The sequence below is a fragment of the Comamonas granuli NBRC 101663 genome (genome assembly GCF_000739995.1).
Classification (GTDB): Bacteria; Pseudomonadota; Gammaproteobacteria; order Burkholderiales; family Burkholderiaceae_C; genus Simplicispira; species Simplicispira granuli.
On the sequence record NZ_BBJX01000001.1, the window covers coordinates 321316 to 338349 of the forward strand.

At 70.2% G+C, this 17034-nt stretch carries 15 protein-coding genes; 11 read left to right on the forward strand and 4 right to left on the reverse strand.

The genetic code is table 11. The annotated features are described in order from the left end of the window. The first annotated feature begins 105 nt into the window (after positions 1 to 105). Genes CGR01S_RS01510 through CGR01S_RS01520 form a run of 3 tightly spaced genes read left to right on the forward strand, consistent with a single transcriptional unit; the run spans position 106 to position 2224 of the window. Entirely contained in the window at positions 106 to 642 is a 537-nt protein-coding gene (locus tag CGR01S_RS01510; protein WP_042421646.1) for an SET domain-containing protein, read from the forward strand. Then, positions 639 to 1469: a biotin--[acetyl-CoA-carboxylase] ligase gene (locus tag CGR01S_RS01515; protein ID WP_042421648.1), complete on the forward strand. Its 831-nt coding sequence runs from the start codon at positions 639 to 641 to the stop codon at positions 1467 to 1469. The genes CGR01S_RS01510 and CGR01S_RS01515 overlap by 4 nt, the downstream gene beginning before the upstream one ends. A gap of 20 nt (positions 1470 to 1489) precedes the next feature. After that, on the forward strand, positions 1490 to 2224 hold the full coding sequence (locus tag CGR01S_RS01520; RefSeq protein ID WP_042421650.1) for an SPOR domain-containing protein: 735 nt from the start codon (positions 1490 to 1492) through the stop codon (positions 2222 to 2224). 8 nt (positions 2225 to 2232) lie between these two features. Here CGR01S_RS01520 and CGR01S_RS01525 read toward each other — a convergent pair whose 3' ends face one another. The 3 genes from CGR01S_RS01525 to CGR01S_RS01535 form a co-directional block, all read right to left on the reverse strand. Next, on the reverse strand, positions 2233 to 3672 hold the full coding sequence (locus tag CGR01S_RS01525) for a sensor histidine kinase (protein WP_042421652.1): 1440 nt from the start codon (positions 3670 to 3672) through the stop codon (positions 2233 to 2235). 261 nt (positions 3673 to 3933) lie between these two features. Continuing rightward, entirely contained in the window at positions 3934 to 4608 is a 675-nt protein-coding gene (locus tag CGR01S_RS01530) for a response regulator transcription factor (RefSeq protein WP_042421654.1), read from the reverse strand. Between the two features lie 108 nt (positions 4609 to 4716). Then, positions 4717 to 5202: a MarR family winged helix-turn-helix transcriptional regulator gene (locus CGR01S_RS01535; protein ID WP_042421656.1), complete on the reverse strand. Its 486-nt coding sequence runs from the start codon at positions 5200 to 5202 to the stop codon at positions 4717 to 4719. A gap of 155 nt (positions 5203 to 5357) precedes the next feature. Here CGR01S_RS01535 and recA point away from each other — a divergent pair, with 155 nt between their 5' ends. Further along, positions 5358 to 6413 carry a recombinase RecA gene (gene recA / locus CGR01S_RS01540; RefSeq protein WP_042421658.1) on the forward strand — a complete coding sequence of 352 codons (1056 nt, stop codon included), beginning with the start codon at positions 5358 to 5360 and terminating at the stop codon, positions 6411 to 6413. Between the two features lie 217 nt (positions 6414 to 6630). Then, a complete protein-coding gene (gene recX, locus CGR01S_RS01545; RefSeq protein ID WP_042421660.1) occupies positions 6631 to 7083 on the forward strand; it encodes a recombination regulator RecX in 453 nt (150 codons plus the stop codon). Positions 7084 to 7141: 58 nt separating this feature from the next. Here the strand turns inward: recX and argC are convergent, their stop codons facing one another. Then, positions 7142 to 8074: an N-acetyl-gamma-glutamyl-phosphate reductase gene (argC, locus tag CGR01S_RS01550; RefSeq protein WP_042421663.1), complete on the reverse strand. Its 933-nt coding sequence runs from the start codon at positions 8072 to 8074 to the stop codon at positions 7142 to 7144. Between the two features lie 167 nt (positions 8075 to 8241). Between argC and sucC the strand changes: the two genes are divergently transcribed. The 6 genes from sucC (at position 8242) to CGR01S_RS01580 (ending at position 17015) form a co-directional block, all read left to right on the forward strand. Beyond that, entirely contained in the window at positions 8242 to 9405 is a 1164-nt protein-coding gene (gene sucC / locus CGR01S_RS01555) for an ADP-forming succinate--CoA ligase subunit beta (protein WP_042421665.1), read from the forward strand. 22 nt (positions 9406 to 9427) lie between these two features. Then, positions 9428 to 10321 (forward strand): succinate--CoA ligase subunit alpha, encoded by an 894-nt coding sequence (gene sucD / locus CGR01S_RS01560; RefSeq protein ID WP_042421668.1) that lies wholly within the window; start codon positions 9428 to 9430, stop codon positions 10319 to 10321. A gap of 230 nt (positions 10322 to 10551) precedes the next feature. After that, on the forward strand, positions 10552 to 13191 hold the full coding sequence (locus CGR01S_RS01565; RefSeq protein ID WP_042421670.1) for a CHASE2 domain-containing serine/threonine-protein kinase: 2640 nt from the start codon (positions 10552 to 10554) through the stop codon (positions 13189 to 13191). Then, positions 13188 to 13994 carry a Stp1/IreP family PP2C-type Ser/Thr phosphatase gene (locus tag CGR01S_RS01570; protein WP_042421672.1) on the forward strand — a complete coding sequence of 269 codons (807 nt, stop codon included), beginning with the start codon at positions 13188 to 13190 and terminating at the stop codon, positions 13992 to 13994. The genes CGR01S_RS01565 and CGR01S_RS01570 overlap by 4 nt, the downstream gene beginning before the upstream one ends. A 50-nt stretch (positions 13995 to 14044) precedes the next feature. Next, positions 14045 to 14704 (forward strand): FHA domain-containing protein, encoded by a 660-nt coding sequence (locus CGR01S_RS01575; protein WP_042421674.1) that lies wholly within the window; start codon positions 14045 to 14047, stop codon positions 14702 to 14704. Between the two features lie 28 nt (positions 14705 to 14732). Next, positions 14733 to 17015: a CHASE2 domain-containing protein gene (locus tag CGR01S_RS01580; RefSeq protein WP_042421676.1), complete on the forward strand. Its 2283-nt coding sequence runs from the start codon at positions 14733 to 14735 to the stop codon at positions 17013 to 17015. Positions 17016 to 17034: the final 19 nt, after the last annotated feature.

The following is a 17034-nucleotide window of genomic DNA, read 5'->3' on the forward strand; positions in this document are numbered from 1 at the left end:
CACTGTCATCGCCCGGCGCATGGCCGGGCGCTTCTACAATCTGGGCTCACACGCGCGTACACGCGCACGCGCATGTGTGCACTATCAAATTAACAGAGTTTTGCCATGCCACGCCCCCGCCCTGCCGCCACCGGCCGCCGCATCCAGATCCGCCGCTCGGGCGTGCACGGCAAGGGCGTGTTCGCGGTGCAGGACATTGCCGAGGGCGAGGTGCTCATCGAGTACACGGGCGAAGTCATCTCCTGGCAGGAGGCGCAGGACCGCCACCCGCACGACCCGGCGCAGCCCAACCACACGTTTTACTTCCACGTCGATGAAGACCGCGTCATCGACGCCAAGTACGGCGGCAACGCCGCACGCTGGATCAACCACAGTTGCGCCCCCAACTGCTACGCCGACGAGCAGGACGGGCGCATCTTCATCACCGCGCTGCGCAACATCCGCGCGGGCGAAGAACTGAGCTACGACTACGGGCTCATCATCGACGAGCGCTACACCCCCAAGCTCAAGGCCGAATACCCCTGCTGGTGCGGCAGCCCGAACTGCCGCGGCACGCTGCTGGCGCCCAAGCGCGGCTGGGCGCCGCCACAACCGAGCGCCCCCGCCGCACCGCGGCGCACGCGCCAGGGCCGCAAGGCATGAGCGCGCCGCTGCGCTGGCCCGCCGAGGCCTTGTGGGAGGCCGTGGCACCGCAACTGCCAGGCTTCACCGTGGAGGTGCTGCGCGAGATCGACTCCACCAACAGCGAGCTGACGCGGCGTGCCCGCGCCGGCCGCTGCGACAGCGTGCTGCTCGTGGCCGAGCAGCAGACGGCCGGGCGCGGGCGCATGGGCCGACCCTGGCGCAGCGCGCCGGGCGCCTCGCTCACCTTCTCGCTGGGCCTGCCGCTGGCGCCGCTGGACTGGTCGGGCCTGTCGCTGGCCGTGGGCGTGAGCGTGGCCGAAAGCCTGCAGCCGCAGTTGCCCGCCCCGGGCAGCGCCACGCCGCGCGTCGCCCTCAAGTGGCCCAACGACCTGTGGCTGGGCGGCGCGCGGGGCGACCGCAAGCTCGGCGGCATCCTGGTGGAGACGGCCAGCGTCGTGGGCACGGCGGCGGCGCACGCGCCGGCCGGCGCACGCTGCGTGGTCGTGGGCGTGGGCCTGAACGTGCAGGCGCCCGAGGGCGCGGGCCTGTCGCTGCCGCCGGGCAGCCTGCAGGAGATCGAGCCCGACCTGGATGCGCCAACCGCCCTGCTGCGCATCGTGCCGCCGCTGGTGTCCACCCTGCAGGCCTTTGCGCTCTACGGCTTTGCGCCGCTGCAGCCGCGCTTTGCCCTGCGCGATGCGCTCGCCGGACGCCACGTGCAACTGAGCGACGGCACCCAGGGCGAGGCCCATGGCGTGGCCGAGGACGGCGCCCTGCTCGTGCATACTGCGCAGGGCATGCAGGCCGTCACCAGCGCTGAAGTCAGCGTGCGCCCCGTGGCCTGACACTTTTGCCCCTCCACCCCATGCTGCGCTTCGCCGTCATCGTGCTGCTGCTGGCCAACGCCGGTTACTTCGCCTGGTCCCAGGGCCACCTGGCCGCCTGGGGCCTGGCGCCCGAGCCCACGGGCGAGCCCCAGCGCCTGCAGCAGCAGATCCGCCCCGAGGCGGTGCGCCTGGCCGGCGTCCCCGCCAGCGCGCCGCAGCCTGCGCCCGCGCCCGCCGCCGCAGCGGCGCCCGAACCGGCGGCGGCCGAGGCCTCCAGCCCAGCCCCCGCGCCGCAGGCTGCCGCCGAGCCCGCGCGCGCCGCCGGTGAATGCCTGCAGGCCGGCATCTTCGACGAGACCCAGGCCGAAGCTCTGCGCCGCAGCGCCGCCACCGCCCTGCCCCAGGGCAGCTGGAGCCTGGAGCGCACCAGCATTCCCGGGCGCTGGATGGTGTACATGGGCAAGTTTGCCGACGCCGAGGCGCTGGCCAAGAAGCGCGCGGAGCTGCGCGAGCTGGGCGTCTCCTACGACCGGCCGGGCAGCGCCACGTTCGAGCCCGGGCTCTCGCTCGGCCGCTTTTCCACCGAGGAAGCCGCCCAGCGCGGCCTGGGCAACCTGACGGCCAAGGGCGTGCGCAGCGCCCGCGTGGTGCAGGAGCGCGCCGACGCCCCGGGCTACCTGCTGCGCCTGCCCGCGGTGGACGAGGCGCAGCGCGCGCGCCTGCCCGCGCTGCGCAGCGCGCTGGCGGGCAAGACGCTCAAGCCCTGCAGCTGAGCGCGGCCCTAGGCCTCGCGCAGCGGAAAACGCACCGTGAAACGCGCCCCCGGCGGGTGCTGGCCCGGGCGCGCATCCTCCACCAGGACCTCGGCGCCGTGCTGGCGCGCAATCTCCTGCACGATGGGCAGGCCCAGGCCGGAGCCGTCGGCCTCCGAGCCCAGGGCGCGGTAAAAGGGCTGGAAGATGAGTTCGCGGTCGGCCTCGGGCACGCCCGGGCCGTTGTCCTCGACCTGCAGCAGCAGCACGCGCCCGAAGGCGTCGCTGAGCACGCGCACGGTGATCACGCCGGGCCGCTCGGCGCTCGAGGGCGTGTAGTTGATGGCGTTGTCCACGAGGTTGCGCACCAGCTCCTTGAGCAGCGTGGGGTTGCCCACCAGCCACACGCCGGGCGAGCCCGGCCCGGCGCCGTCGTAGCCCAGGTCGATGCGCTTGTCCAGCGCGCGCGGCACCGAATCGCGCACCACGTCCATAGTCAGGCGCGCCAGGTCGCAGGGCAGGTGCGCCACGTGCATGCCGCTGGCCTCGGCGCGCGCCAGCGCGAGCAACTGGTTGACGGTGTGCGTGGCGCGCATGGACGCGCGCCCGATCTGCAGCAGCGACTGCTTGAGCTCCTCGGTGCTCGTGCCTTCGCGCTGCGCCAGGTCGGCCTGCATGCGCAGGCCCGCCAGCGGCGTCTTGAGCTGGTGCGCCGCGTCGGCCAGGAAGCGCTTTTGCGTGGCCAGCGAATCGTTCAGGCGCCCGAGCAGGTCGTTCACCGAATCGACGAGCGGCGCCACCTCCAGCGGCACGGTCTTGTGGTCCAGCGGCGAGAGGTCGTCGGGGCTGCGCGCGCGGATGCGCTCTTCCAGGCGGCTGAGCGGCTTGATGCCGCGCGCCAGCGCCAGCCACACCAGCAGCACGGCCAGCGGCAGGATGACGAACTGCGGCAGCATCACGCCCTTGATGATCTCGGTGGCCAGCACGCTGCGCTTTTCGCGCGTCTCGGCCACCTGCACCAGCGCCAGCGGCTCGCCCGCCAGCGGCAGGCGCACCCGGATGTAGGCCATGCGGATGGGCAGGCCGCGCAGCTCGGCGTCGCGCAGGCGCACGTCGCCGGGCGGTGCGGCGTCCTCCTCCTGGGGCACGGGCAGGTCGCGCTCGCCCGAGAGCAGCTCGCCGCGCGGGCCCAGCACCTGGAAGAACACGGTGTCGGCGTCGTCGGCGCGCAGGATCTCGCTGGCGGGCTGGGGCAGGTTGAACTGCGGCTTGCCCTGCTGCACCGCCACGAGCTGCGCCAGCGCGTGCGCGTTGTAGATCAGGGCGCGGTCAAAGGGCTTGTTGGCAATGCCCTGGGCCACCAGCCAGGTCAGCGCCAGGCTCACCGGCCACAGCAGCAGCAGCGGGGTGAGCATCCAGTCCAGGATCTCGCCGAACAGGGAGCGCTGCTCGCGCTGGAAGATCTTCAAGATCGCCGTCCTGGTTGTTGGTGAAAATAGGGTCTAGCGCAATAGTAGAAAGCGCTATTAGCTACTAAATTAATAGCGAAAAATACCTGTCTTTTATGGCATGCGGTCGCATTCGCGGCGCCTGATCGTGGCACGCCCCAGACCAGCGGCCACCGCGCAAGGGCCGCCCCGCCGCGCTGGTGGCGTCCCCCCTCCCGCAGCGCGCAGCGCTGCGAGAGAGGGGGGAAGGAGCGCAGCGACACAGGGGGGGAGTTCCCTACCTCAACCCGGGATCTTTTCCAGGCAGTAGCCCAGGCCGCGCACGGTGGCGATGCGGATGGGCCCGCGCTCGATCTTCTTGCGCAGGCGGTGGATGTAGACCTCGATGGCGTTGTTGCTCACCTCCTCGCCCCATTCGCACAGGCGCTCGACGAGCTGGTCCTTGCTCACCAGGCGGCCGGCGCGCTGCAGCAGCACCTCCAGCAGGCCCAGCTCGCGCGCCGACAGCTCGATCATCTTGCCGTCGATGGTGGCCACGCGGCCGGCCTGGTCGTAGACCAGCGGGCCGTGCTTGATGGTGCTGCTGGTCGTGCCCATGCCGCGGCGCGTGAGGGCGCGCACGCGCGCTTCGAGCTCCTGCAGCGAGAAGGGCTTGGCCATGTAGTCGTCGGCGCCGTAGTCCAGGCCCTTGACGCGCTCCTCCACGCTGTCGGCCGCCGTGAGGATGAGCACCGGCAGCGCCGAGCCGCGCGCACGCAGGCGCTTCAAGACCTCCAGCCCGTGCAGCCGCGGCAGGCCCAGGTCGAGGATCAGCAGGTCGAACTCGTTGTTCGTCATCAGCGCGGCGTCGGCCTCGGTGCCGCTGGCCACATGGTCCGCCACCGCCCCCGAGCCGCGCAGCGTGCGCAGCAGGCCATCGGCCAGCACCTGGTCGTCTTCGGCGATGAGGATGCGCATGGGGTCTTGTCTCCTGGTGTCTTGTGCGGATTTTAGGACCATGCCCTCGCGAGCCGCGCCCCCTGCGGGTTTGCCCCAGGCGGGGCGCAGGCCGCGGCCCGCGCGGCGTCAGCCGGCGGCATAGGCCTCCAGCCCGAGCGCGACCACGGTGGCCACCTCGGCGCCCACCTCGGCGCGGAATTCGGCCTCGGCCTGCGCCACGGCGCGGCGAAAGGCCTGCAGCCATTCCAGCCCCAGCGGGGTGAAGCGCACGATGCGTGCCCGCGCATCGCGCGGGTCGCGCTCGCGCGTGACCAGCCCCCAGGCAGCGCACTGGTCCACCAGGTCGGCCATGGACTGCTTGGCCATGCCCGCGCGCTGCGCCAGATCGGTCAGGCGGTCGCCCGCCAGCGACAGATGGCGCGTGATGTGCACATGCGCGGCGCTCACCTGGTCGCGCGCCGCCAGGTTGGACAGGGCCAGCGGCACCTGGGCATCGCGCGCCATGAGCTGCAGCACGCGCGCGTCGAAGCGGCGCATGGCATGGCCCAGCAGGCGCCCCAGGTGGATCTGGCGCCAGTCGTCATGGTGGGGAGGAGGAGGCGGAGTGTCCATGGCATGCAGTGGGCAGGGGCAAATTGTCAGCCAAACTGACCAAAAAATCCATTTACGCTAAGATGCCGCCCATCTAAACTACTGTTCAAGCATACAGACTGTCGATCGAGACAGTCTTACCTGAAAGCACTATGGCCACCAAGAGGAGCACTTCCATGGACGCACCCGTCAAGACCGCCGATCAGAGCGAAAAAGCCAAGGCCCTGCAGGCCGCGCTGGCACAGATCGAAAAACAGTTCGGCAAGGGCACCATCATGCGCCTGGGCGAGGGCGAGGTGATCGAGGACATCCAGGTCGTCTCCACCGGCTCGCTGGGCCTGGACATCGCCCTGGGCGTCGGTGGCCTGCCGCGCGGCCGCGTGATCGAGATCTACGGGCCGGAAAGCTCGGGCAAGACCACGCTGACGCTGCAGGTGGTGGCCGAGATGCAGAAGCAGGGCGGCACCTGCGCCTTCGTCGATGCCGAGCACGCGCTCGACATCCAGTACGCGCAAAAGCTCGGCGTGAACCTGCAGGACCTGCTGATTTCCCAGCCCGACACCGGCGAGCAGGCGCTGGAGATCGTCGACAGCCTGGTGCGCTCGGGCGCCGTGGACCTGATCGTCGTGGACTCGGTGGCCGCGCTCACGCCCAAGGCCGAAATCGAGGGCGAGATGGGCGACCAGCTCCCCGGCCTGCAGGCGCGCCTGATGAGCCAGGCGCTGCGCAAGCTCACCGCCACCATCAAGAAGACCAACTGCACCGTCATCTTCATCAACCAGATCCGCATGAAGATCGGCGTGATGTTCGGCAGCCCCGAGACCACCACGGGCGGCAACGCGCTCAAGTTCTACGCCTCGGTGCGCCTGGACATCCGCCGCACCGGCACCATCAAGAGGGGCGAGGAGGCCATCGGCAACGAGACCAAGGTCAAGGTGGTCAAGAACAAGGTCAGCCCGCCCTTCAAGACCGCCGAGTTCGACATCCTCTACGGCGAGGGCATCTCGCGCGAGGGCGAGATCATCGACATGGGCGTGAACGCGCGCATCGTCGACAAGAGCGGCGCCTGGTACGCCTACAACGGCGAGAAGATCGGCCAGGGCCGCGACAACGCGCGCGAATTCCTGCGCGAGAACCCGGAGCTGGCGCGAGAGATCGAAAATCGTGTCCGCGAGTCGCTCGGCATCGCCGTGCGACCCGCAGCGGCGAATGCCGATGCGGAGCAGGCGTGAGCCTGCGCGGCACAGTTTCGGTGCAGGCTGACTTGTGCGCAGCGCAAGTCAAGCCGCGAAGCGGCGTGCCGGAGCCAAAACAAGGTGCGCGAGTCGCTCGGCATCGCCCAGCGGCCGGCCGTGGCGTCCACGCAGGCGGCTGCCGAGTCATTGGACAAAAAGGCTTTGAAGCCTTGCCCAGCAATCGCTGCAAGCTCCTGAACCCATAGCACCTGCCATGGCATCCCCGCCGCTTTCCCTCAAGGGCCGCGCGCTGCGCCTGCTCGCCCAGCGCGAGCACTCGCGCGCCGAGCTGGCGGCCAAGCTCGCGCGCCATGTGCAGGAGGGCGAGGACCTGGACGCCGTCCTGCAGGACCTGCAGGCCAAGGGCTTCATCGACGAGGCGCGCGTGGCCGAATCGCTGCTGCACCGGCGCGGCCCGCGCCTGGGCACGCAGCGCCTGCTGCAGGAGCTGCGCAGCAAGGGACTGAGCGAAGACCTGGTGCGCGCCCAGGCCGCGGGCCTGCGCGCCACCGAGTTCGAGCGCGCCCTGGCCGTGTGGCGCCAGCGCTTTGGCTCCCCGGCGGCGACCCCGCAGGAGCGCGCCCGGCAGATGCGCTTTCTCGCCGCGCGCGGGTTCAGCGGCGAGGCCGTGCGCCGCGTGGTGCGCGGCGCGGACGAAGATTTTTAAGTCTTTTGGGCCTCCAGCGCTTATCCAGAAAGCGCCAGCAGCTATCAAACAGATAGCATCACAAACCCAGCATGAGCCGCAGGTTCTGCACCGCCGCGCCGCTCGCGCCCTTGCCCAGGTTGTCCAGCCGCGCCACGAGCACGGCCTGGCGGTACTGCTCGTTGGCAAACACGCGCAGCTCCAGCAGGTTGGTGCCCGCCAGCGGGTCGGCGGCGAGCTTGTGGTCCGCCGTGGGCGGGAGCACGCGCACCCACTGCTCGGCGGTATTGGTGCGCGCGTAGTGCGCGGCCAGGGCGTCGTGCAGGTCGGCGGCGCGCGGCTGGCCGGGCAGCAGGTCCAGGTGCAGGGGCAACTGCACCAGCATGCCCTGGGCGAAATTGCCCACGGCCGGGATGAAGATGGGGCGGCGCGTGAGGCCGGTGCAGTGCAGGATCTCGGGGATGTGCTTGTGCGCCAGCCCCAGGGCATAGGCCTCGTAGGGCGCGGCCGTGCCGGCCTCGTAGGCCTCGATCATCTGGCGCCCGCCGCCGCTGTAGCCCGAGACCGAAGGCAGCGCCAGCGGTGTGTCGGGCGCCAGCAGACCGGCGTCCACCAGCGGGCGCAGCAGGGCGATGGCGCCCGTGGCGTAGCAGCCAGGGTTGGCCACGCGCGTGGCGTTGCGCACGGCATCCTGCTGCCCCACACACAGTTCAGGGAAGCCATAGACCCAGCCCGGCGCGGTGCGGTGGGCGGTGCTCGCGTCGATCACCTTGATGGTGCGGCCGCGGGCCTGCTCCACCTCGGCCACCAGCGCCGCGCTCTCGCGCGCGGCGTCGTCGTGCAGGCACAGGACGACCAGGTCGGCCTGCTCGAGCAGCGCACGCTTGGCCTGCGGATCCTTGCGCTGCTCGGGCGCAATGCTCAGCAGCTCCACGCCCGCCATGCCCTGCAGGCGCTCGCGGATCTGCAGTCCGGTGGTACCGGCTTCGCCGTCGATGAAGATTCTGGACATGCTGTGCTCCTGCAAGGAATGGCCCCCCGCCGCCGCATGGGCGTAAGTTGGAAAAAAGGTATGGTGCGTCGCAGCATGATACATTTACCGGCTGCCATGTCCCAAGCCCGCCGCCAGACGATCCGCCATGGTAGACGGGTGAAATCCCTTCCCTGAGAGAGACCCTCATGAAGATTCACGAATACCAAGGCAAGGAAATCTTGCGCAACTTTGGCGTGCCCGTACCCCGGGGCATTCCTGCATTCACGGTCCAGGAGGCTGTGGAAGCAGCCCAGAAACTGGGCGGCCCGGTCTGGGTGGTCAAGGCCCAGATCCATGCCGGCGGCCGCGGCAAGGGCGGTGGCGTGAAGGTGGCCAAGAGCCTGGACCAGGTCAAGGAGCTGTCCAGCCAGATCCTGGGCATGCAGCTCATCACGCACCAGACCGGCCCCGAGGGCCAGAAGGTCCGCCGCCTCTACATCGAGGAAGGCGCGGACATCCAGAAGGAATACTACATCTCGGTGGTCACCGACCGCGCCACCCAGAAGGTGGCCTTCATCGCCTCCAGCGAGGGCGGCATGGACATCGAGGAAGTGGCGCACAGCACGCCCGAGAAGATCGTCAAGGTGTTCGTCGATCCGCTCACCGGCATGACCGACAGCCTGGCCCAGGAACTGGCCCGGGGCATCGCGCTGCCGGCCGACTCCGAAGCCCAGTTCATCGACCTGTGCAAGAAGCTCTACAAGTGCTACATGGAGACGGACGCCTCGCTGGTCGAGATCAACCCCCTCAACCGCGACAGCAAGGGCAACATCATCGCCCTGGACGCGAAGTTCAACTTCGACTCCAACGCCCTGTTCCGTCACCCCGACATCGTGGCCTTGCGTGACCTGGACGAGGAAGACCCCGCCGAGATCGAGGCCTCCAAGTTCGACCTGGCCTACATCAGCCTGGACGGCAACATCGGCTGCCTGGTCAACGGCGCAGGCCTGGCCATGGCGACCATGGACACCATCAAGCTGTTTGGCGCCGAGCCCGCCAACTTCCTCGACGTGGGCGGCGGCGCCACCCCCGAGAAGGTGACCGAGGCCTTCAAGATCATGCTCAAGAACCCCAAGGTCAAGGCCATTCTGGTCAACATCTTCGGCGGCATCATGCGCTGCGACACCATTGCCACCGGCGTCATCACCGCCTGCAAGGCCGTGAACCTGAACGTGCCGCTGGTCGTGCGCATGAAGGGCACGAACGAGGAGCTGGGCAAGAAGATGCTGGCCGAAAGCGGCCTGCCCATCATCAGCGCCGACACCATGGCCGAAGCCGCCCAGAAGGTGGCCGCGGCCGTCCAAGCCTAAGCCCAGGAAAGAGAGAAACGTCATGTCGATCTACATCAACAAAGACACCAAGGTCATCACCCAGGGCATCACCGGCAAAACGGGCCAGTTCCACACCGAGAAGTGCCAGGAATACGCCAACGGCAAGAACTGCTTCGTCGCCGGCGTGAACCCCAAGAAGGCGGGCGAGAAGATTTTCGACATCCCGATCTACGCCTCCGTGAAGGAAGCCGCCGCCCAGACCGGCGCCACCGTCTCGGTGATCTACGTGCCCCCCGCAGGCGCGGCGGCCGCCATCTGGGAGGCCGTGGAGGCCGATCTGGACCTGGCCATCTGCATCACCGAGGGCATTCCCATCCGCGACATGCTCGAAGTGCGCAACAAGATGAAGGCCAAGGAAGCCGCCGGCGGCAAGAAGACCCTGCTGCTGGGCCCCAACTGCCCCGGCCTGATCACGCCCGACGAGATCAAGATCGGCATCATGCCCGGCCACATCCACAAGAAGGGGCGCATCGGCGTCGTGTCCCGCTCGGGCACGCTCACCTATGAAGCCGTGGCCCAGCTCACCGAAATCGGCCTGGGCCAGTCCAGCGCCGTGGGCATCGGCGGCGACCCGATCAACGGCCTCAAGCACATCGACGTGATGCAGGCCTTCAACGACGATCCGGACACCGACGCCGTCATCATGATCGGCGAAATCGGCGGCCCCGACGAGGCCGAAGCCGCCCTGTGGTGCAAGGCCAACATGAAGAAGCCCATCGTCGGCTTCATCGCTGGCGTGACCGCCCCTCCGGGCAAGCGCATGGGCCACGCCGGCGCGCTGATCTCCGGCGGCGCCGACACGGCCGATGCCAAGCTCGCCATCATGGAAGAGTGCGGCTTCAAGGTCACGCGCAACCCCAGCGAAATGGGCAAGCTGCTCAAGTCCCTGCTCTGAGCGCGCGGCGCGAGCGCGCCGCATGAGCGCCTGCGGCCTCGGGGCCCAGGCGCTTTTTTCATGCCCGCGCGCGCAGCGCCGGGGTGGTGCGGGCAAACCCGGAGGTGCCGCCCCGCTGGTCCGTCCCGGGCGGCCAGATAATCGCCACCACGGGCACAGTCATTGCTTGCAAATCCGCACATCGGAACTCAGAGGCACATGCCGTGGGCGAACGCACACCAGTATCCAGCATGCCGCAAGCGCTGCGGCACGGGCCATGGCCCGTGCTGCTGGCCCTGCTGCTGTCCGCGCTGCACCTGGCCAGCGGCGGCATGCTCGACCAGCGCCTGCAGGATGCCGCCGCCGCGCACGCACGCCGCGCGCCGCTGCCCGAGCTGACCCTGATCGCCATCGACAACGAAAGCCTGGCCCGGCACGGCGCCTGGCCCTGGCCCCGCGATGTGCTGGCCCAGTTGGTGGACCGCCTGGCCGCTGCCGGTGCGCGCACCACGGTGCTGGCCCTGCCGCTCGACGGAGCGCAGGGCGAGCGCGGCCTGCCCTACCTGCGCCAGATCCGCACGCTGCTGGGCAACGCACCGCCGGACGCGCAGGCCCTGGCCGGCGCCATCACCCGCACCGTGGCCGAGGCCGAGGCCGCACTCGACACCGACCAGCGCCTGGCCGCCAGCCTGCGGCGCGCAGGCAATGTGCTGCTCATGGCGCACATGGAGCCTGCCGCCCCGGGCGCCGCCACCGGACTGCATCTGCCCGCCTTCATGCACCGCAGCGCCGCCGCGGGCGCCGCCGCCGGCGTGCCGGCCGCGCGCAGCCTGGCAGCGCCGCTCGACATGCTGGGCAATGCCGCCGCGGGCGTGGGCCACCTGGGCGCCCCGCCCGGCGCCGGCGGCCCGGTGCGCGAAGCGCCGCTGCTGCTAGCCGCCGACGGCACGCTGGTGCCGTCGCTGGCGCTGCTGGCGGCCGCGCACAGCCTGCACCTGGGTGCCTCGGGGCTGCACTGGACCGCAGGTCAGGCGGTGCAGATCGGCAGCACCGCCATCGCCACGCAGCCGGGAGGGTGGCTGCGCCCCCAGCCCTATGCGGCAGGCACGGAGCTGGATGGCGGCACCCCCGGCATCGCCCAGGTGCCGGCCCACGCCGTGCTCGCAGGCCGCGTGCCTGCAGCGCAGCTCCAGGACCGGATCGCCGTCGTCGGGCCCACCGCCAGCGGCACGCACGCCCCGCTGCTGCGGCCAGGCGGCGCATCGCTGGCCCCGGTGCAATGGCTGGCCGAGCAAATCTCCGCCATCCGCCTGGGGCATGTGCAAACCACCCCGGCCTGGGCGCCGCTGCTGCCGTGGGTGCTCACCCTGGCGGCCCTGGCCGTGCTGCTCCTGGCCCTGCCCACGCTGGGCGCTGCCGCGGGCAGCGCGCTGGCCGCGGCCCTGGGCCTGGGCCTGCTGGCAGCGCAATGGGGCGCCATGCAGGCCGCCGGGCTGGCGCTGCCGCTCACCCTGCCCGCCGCCGTGCTGCTGCTGGGTGGCGCCACGCACGCGCTGCAGCGGCGATCGGGCCGCCCGGCCCCTGCGGCCCGGGCGGCGTCCGACCCCGAGGCCGACCGCATGATGGGCCTGGCCCTGCAAGGCCAGGGGCAGCTCGACATGGCGTTTGCGCGCCTGCGCCGCGTGCGCGGCAATCCCCAGGTGCTGAGCGACCTGCTGCACTTGGCACAGGAGTTCGAAAACAAGCTGCGCTACGACCAGGCGGTGGAGGTGTACACCCACATCCTGCGCCAGGACCGCGAGCATGCCGAGGCCCGCAAGCGCCGCCGGCGTGCGCGCCACCTGGCCGACATCGCCGCACAGGCCAGCAAGCCCCTGGACGCCGCCGCCCCCGGCGCGGTGTTGCCCGCGGTGCTGGGCCGCTACCAGGTCGAGAAGGAGCTCGGGCGTGGCGCCATGGGCGTGGTCTACCAGGGGCGTGACCCCAAGATCGGGCGCGTGGTCGCCATCAAAACCCTGGCGCTGGGGCAGGAGTTCGAGGGCAGCGCCCTGCTCGATGCGCGCACCCGCTTCTTCCGCGAGGCCGAATCGGCCGGACGGCTGCAGCACCAGCACATCGTCACCATCTACGACGCGGGCGAGGACCTGGGCCTGGCCTGGATTGCCATGGAACTGCTCAAGGGCCAGGACCTGGCCCACGCCACGGCGCCCGGGCAGTTGCTACCCGTGGAGCAGGTACTCTCGATTGCCGCGCGCGTGGCCGATGCGCTGGACTACGCGCACCAGCAGAACGTGGTGCACCGCGACATCAAGCCCGCCAACATCATGTACGACGCGCAGACCGACACGGTCAAGGTCACGGACTTCGGCATCGCGCGCATCACCGACAGCAGCAAGACACGCACCGGCATGGTGCTGGGCACGCCCAGCTTCATGGCACCCGAACAACTGGCCGGGCGGCGCGTGGACGGGCGCTGCGACCTCTACGCACTGGGCGTCACGCTGTTCCAGCTCCTGACCGGCCAGTTGCCGCTGCGCGGCCATTCCATGAGCGAGCTCATGCAGCACATCGCCCACACCCCGGCGCCCGATGTGCGCAGCCTGCGCCCGGAGCTGCCGGCCGCACTGGCGCAGGTGGTGGCGCAGGCGCTGCGCAAGGACCCGCGCGAGCGGCACCAGACGGGCCGCCAGTTCGCCGCTGCGCTGCGTGGCATCCACGCCACCCCGGATGCCAACCCGGCCCCTTCTGCCATGCCGGCAGACCATGGGCTCGACTATGATGATATGCGCAGCCAATCCTCCAACCACCAGATGCCGGACTTCCAATCGACCGTGATGGGCGCGGCCCCGCCGCAGGCGCCTGCATCCGGCCCGGGGCCAGGTGTGCCATGACCGAATCTTCCATCACCTACCAGTTCTGCGCCCGCACCGATCCGGGCCGCGTGCGCGCGAACAACGAGGATGCAGCCAGCGTGGACGCACAGGCCCAGGTGGCGGTGCTGGCCGACGGCATGGGCGGCTACAACGCGGGCGAGGTGGCCAGCGGCATGGCCACGACCTTCATCCAGAGCGAGCTGGCGCGCTGGATCGCCCAGGCGGGGCAGAACCTCAAGGCCCTGGACCTGCGCCGCGCCATGGAAATCTGCGTGGACAACGCCAACCAGGCTATCCTGGGCGCCGCGCAATCCAATCCGCAGTATGCGGGCATGGGCACCACGCTGGTGGTGTGCGTCTTCCAGGGCCACCGGCTCATGCTGGGCCACATAGGCGACTCGCGCTGCTACCGGCTGCGCGCCGGCGTGCTGGACCAGCTCACGCGCGACCACTCCTGGCTGCAGGAACAGATCGACGCCGGGCTCATCACGCCCGAGCAGGCGGCACTCTCGAGCTGCCGCAACCTCGTCACCCGCGCCCTGGGCGTGGAGGACAGCGTGCACGTCGAGATCAATGAATTCCGCGTCGAAGCCCAGGACATCTACCTGCTGTGCTCGGACGGCCTTAGCGAGATGGTGGACCACCGGGAGCTGACGGCCCTCGTCGCCGCCCCCGTGCCGCTGGAGGCCAAGGTGGATCAGCTCATCGACGCGGCCAACGCCCATGGCGGGCGCGACAACATCGCGGTTGTGCTGGTGCAGGCAGGCGTGCAGCCTCCTGCCCGGCGCGGCTTCATGGCGCGCCTGCTGCGCGCGGCGTAGCCCGACCTCATCGCATTCACCCATACGCAAGACAGATACAGGAGCAGGCCATGGCCAAAATGATCGTCTCGATCGACGGCGTCGTCATCAAGGAGGTGCAGCTCACCAAGGAGCGCACCACGCTGGGGCGCAGGCCCTACAACGACATCGTCATCGACAACCTGGCCGTGAGCGGCGAGCATGCCGTCTTCCACCAGCAAGGCGACGAAGTCGAGGCCGAGGACCTGGGCAGCACCAACGGCACCTACGTCAACGGCAAGGCCATCAAGCGCCAGGCCTTGCGCAACGGCGACACCATCGAAGTGGGCAAGTACAAGATCCGCTTCCATGGCGAGGAAGAAGGCGGCGGCTTCGAGAAAACCATGGTCTTCAAGCCAGGCATGGTGCTGCCCCCGGCCATGCCGCGCCCGGCCCCGGCGGCCGCAGCCGGCGCGTCCCCGGCTGCGGTGCCCCAAGGGGTCATCAAGGTACTCACGGGGGCCGCCGCCGGACGTGAAGTGGCGTTGACCAAAGTGGTCACGACCATTGGCAAGCCTGGGCTCGCCGTGGCCTCGATCACGCGCCGGCACCATGGCTTCGTGCTCGCCCACGTCGAGGGGCCCGACATGCCGCTGCACAACGGCCAGCGCATCGGCGGCGACCCCGTGCCGCTGCACAACGGCGACCGGATCGAGCTGGCCGGCACCGAGATGCAGTTCATCCAGCACTGAAGCCGCGCCCCACAGGCCCGGCCAGGCCATGGAAACGTCGGCGCCTGCGGGCAAGCTCTCCGGCTGGCGGCGCGCGCTGCGCCGCCGCGGGCTGCGCCTGTTGGTGGCCTGCCTGCCGCTGCTGCTGGGCCTGCTGCACGCGACCGGAGCCTGGCGCCTGCCGGTGCTCGAGCGCTTCGACCAGATCATCTACGACGCACGCCTGCGCGCCACCATGCCGCGCACGCTGGATGACCGCATCGTGATCGTGGACCTCGACGAGCGCAGCCTCGAGGAAATCGGCCACTGGCCCTGGGGCCGCGACAAGCTGGCACGCCTCACACAGGAGCTGCTGCAGCGCCAGCAGGCCGCCGTCATCGGCTTCGACGTGGTGTTTTCCGAGCCCGATGGCAGCTCCGGCCTGGAGCACCTCCAGCGCCTGGCCCAGGGCCCGCTGCGCCAGGCGCCGGGTTACGCGCAAGCGCTGCAGCAGTTGGCGCCAGAGCTGGACTTCGACCAGCGCTTTGCCCAGGCGCTGCAGGGCCAGAACGTGGTGCTGGGCTACTACTTCACCAGCGACCGCGACGGCGGCGCACGCGGCCAGTTGCCCGCCCCCGTGGTGACGGAGCACATGCTCCAGGGGCGACGGCTCGCATCCACCACCTGGAACGGCTACGGCAGCAACATCCCCTTGCTGGCCCACGCGGCTCCCGTGGCAGGCTTCTTCAACGCCATAGCGGACGAGGACGGCGTGGTGCGCTCCCTGCCGCTGCTGGCCCAGTACCAAGGCCAGTACTACGAATCGCTGGCGCTGGCGGTGTTCCGCACCCTGCTGGGCCTGCCTGCCGTGCGCCCCAGCTTGCCTGCAGGCATTCAGGCCGGCAACACCACCGCCCTGGGGGTGGAGCTGCAGCAGGACGGCCGCAGCCTGCTGCTGCCCACGGACGACAAGCTGGCCGTGCTCGTGCCCTACCGCGGCCCGGGCGGACCGCGCGGCGGGTCGTTCGCCTACCTCTCGGCCGCGGACGTGCTGCTGGGCCGCCTGCCCGCCGGCAGCCTGCAGGACAAGGTGGTGCTCGTCGGCTCCACCGCACCCGGACTGCAGGACCTGCGCGCCACACCCGTGGGCGGTGCCTACCCTGGCGTGGAGGCGCATGCCAACCTTATTGCCCGCTTCCTGGACGGCCACGGCCTGGTGCAACCCGACTATGCCCTGGGCTACGACATCGTCCAGATCGGCCTGACCGGACTGCTGCTGGGCCTGTGGCTGCCCTGGCTGGGCGCGGGCAGTGCCCTGGCGCTGTGCGCCGCAGCCCTGGGCCTGCTCACGGGACTGCACCTGTGGCTGTACCTGGCGCATGGCCTGGTGTTTCCGCTGGCCACGGCGCTGACCATGGTGCTGCTGGCGTTTGCGCTGCACATGAGCTGGGGCTACTTCGTCGAGAGCCGCACCAAGCGCGGCCTGGCCCAATTGTTCGGCACCTATGTGCCCCCCGAGCTGGTGGACGAGATGGTGCGCGAACCCGAGCGCTACAGCATGCAGGCCGCCATGCGCGAACTCACGGTCATGTTCTGCGACATCCGCGGCTTCACCACCCTGTCCGAACGCATGGAGCCCGTGGCGCTGCAGGCCTTGCTCAACACCCTGTTCAGCCGGCTTACCGAAGTCATCCGGCGCCAGCGCGGCACCATCGACAAATACATGGGCGACTGTGTCATGGCCTTCTGGGGCGCGCCCGTGGCCGAGCCCCAGCATGCCCCCCTGGCCGTACAGGCCGCACTGGACATGGTGCAGGCCGTGCACACCGTCAACGCCGAGCACGCCGCACGCGGCCTGCCCGCCATCGGCGTGGGCGTGGGCCTGAACACCGGCCCCATGTGCGTGGGCGACATGGGCTCGGACGTGCGCCGCAGCTACACCGTCATCGGCGATGCGGTGAACCTGGGCTCGCGCCTGGAGGGTCTGTGCAAGGCCTACGGCGTGGAAATCGTGGCCAGCGAAAGCACGCGCGCGCAGGCCCCCGGCTTCGTCTGGCAGGAGCTCGACCGCGTGCGCGTCAAGGGCAAGGAGCAGGCCGTGGCCATCTACCGCCCCCTGGGGCCACGAGACGCCATCGGCGCGGCGGAGCACGAGGCCCTGGAGCGCTGGCACAGCTGGCTGGCCGCGTTCCGTGCGCAGGACTGGCTGCGCTGCGACGCACTCTGGCCCCTGCTGCCCACCGGCCCCGGGTGGGACGGACTGCGCAGCTTCTACGCCCAGCGCATCCAGGAGCGCAGGGTGTTACCCTACGACCCTGGCTGGGACGCCGCCACCCAGTTCGACACCAAATAACCGAGACACAAGGCCCTCA

Coding starts and splice junctions, on each gene's coding strand:
- CGR01S_RS01510 (WP_042421646.1), top strand. CDS start 106: ATGCCACGCCCCCGCCCTGCCGCCACCGGCCGCCGCATCCAGATCCGC.
- CGR01S_RS01515 (WP_042421648.1), top strand. CDS start 639: ATGAGCGCGCCGCTGCGCTGGCCCGCCGAGGCCTTGTGGGAGGCCGTG.
- CGR01S_RS01520 (WP_042421650.1), top strand. CDS start 1,490: ATGCTGCGCTTCGCCGTCATCGTGCTGCTGCTGGCCAACGCCGGTTAC.
- CGR01S_RS01530 (WP_042421654.1), bottom strand. CDS start 4,608: ATGCGCATCCTCATCGCCGAAGACGACCAGGTGCTGGCCGATGGCCTG.
- CGR01S_RS01535 (WP_042421656.1), bottom strand. CDS start 5,202: ATGGACACTCCGCCTCCTCCTCCCCACCATGACGACTGGCGCCAGATC.
- recA (WP_042421658.1), top strand. CDS start 5,358: ATGGACGCACCCGTCAAGACCGCCGATCAGAGCGAAAAAGCCAAGGCC.
- recX (WP_042421660.1), top strand. CDS start 6,631: ATGGCATCCCCGCCGCTTTCCCTCAAGGGCCGCGCGCTGCGCCTGCTC.
- argC (WP_042421663.1), bottom strand. CDS start 8,074: ATGTCCAGAATCTTCATCGACGGCGAAGCCGGTACCACCGGACTGCAG.
- sucC (WP_042421665.1), top strand. CDS start 8,242: ATGAAGATTCACGAATACCAAGGCAAGGAAATCTTGCGCAACTTTGGC.
- sucD (WP_042421668.1), top strand. CDS start 9,428: ATGTCGATCTACATCAACAAAGACACCAAGGTCATCACCCAGGGCATC.
- CGR01S_RS01565 (WP_042421670.1), top strand. CDS start 10,552: ATGCCGCAAGCGCTGCGGCACGGGCCATGGCCCGTGCTGCTGGCCCTG.
- CGR01S_RS01570 (WP_042421672.1), top strand. CDS start 13,188: ATGACCGAATCTTCCATCACCTACCAGTTCTGCGCCCGCACCGATCCG.
- CGR01S_RS01575 (WP_042421674.1), top strand. CDS start 14,045: ATGGCCAAAATGATCGTCTCGATCGACGGCGTCGTCATCAAGGAGGTG.
- CGR01S_RS01580 (WP_042421676.1), top strand. CDS start 14,733: ATGGAAACGTCGGCGCCTGCGGGCAAGCTCTCCGGCTGGCGGCGCGCG.